General features: G+C 70.4%; 2 pseudogenes. Both read right to left on the bottom strand.

Features of this window, described 5'->3' with window-relative positions:
* Positions 1-206: pseudogene (locus ACDA63_RS20160) on the bottom strand (oxygen-independent coproporphyrinogen III oxidase-like protein); the annotation flags it as partial.
* A 96-nt stretch (positions 207-302) separates the two neighbouring features.
* Positions 303-585 (bottom strand): annotated as a pseudogene (locus tag ACDA63_RS20155) (hypothetical protein); the annotation flags it as partial.

Here is a 585-nt window from a genome sequence, read left to right as displayed (position 1 = left end):
CGCGACAGCGCATCGAGGTACGCCTCTTCTGGAATGCCCGCGTCGCGCACCGCATGCGAATTGAAGTCGCAATACGGACACTTGCGCACGCACCATGGGAAGTGGACGTACAGCGACAGCGGTGGCGGGCTCGCCAGTTGTGGGCGATAGCCTTCCGCGGCGGGCGCCTGGCGCGGCAGGATGGGGATCGTACGGCTGTTGCTCATGATTGTTGCGGCACATGGCGGGCCGCCGGAATGCGGCCCACGTCGTCGTGCGAGTGTAGCGAACGCGCCGGCGAGCGCGTCAAGGACGAACGCTGATCAGCGGCCGCTGCCGCCGAGCAGGACAGCCAGCGGTGCCGCACGCCTGGCGCTGCGGGCAGGCGTTGCGGTCGATGCCGCCGTCAGCACGCCGGCGGCGGGGGCCTTGTCGTCGGCGGATGCGGCGTAGGGGCGATCGAAGTCGAAACCGTCCGGCGCGACGTTGCGGGCCGGTGCGCGTGAGGAGCTTTCGCTGCGGCCTTCACTGCGCGGCGGACGACGGTTGCGGCGCAGCGTCTCGGGCGTTGCGTCGGTACCGAAGCCGGGCACCACCTCCTGCGTG

This window comes from Uliginosibacterium sp. sgz301328, assembly GCF_041807905.1.
Lineage (GTDB): Bacteria > Pseudomonadota > Gammaproteobacteria > Burkholderiales > Rhodocyclaceae > JBGVSA01.
Note: the sequence above shows the minus strand (reverse complement) of the source record. Positions and strands in the feature narration are given on the sequence as shown.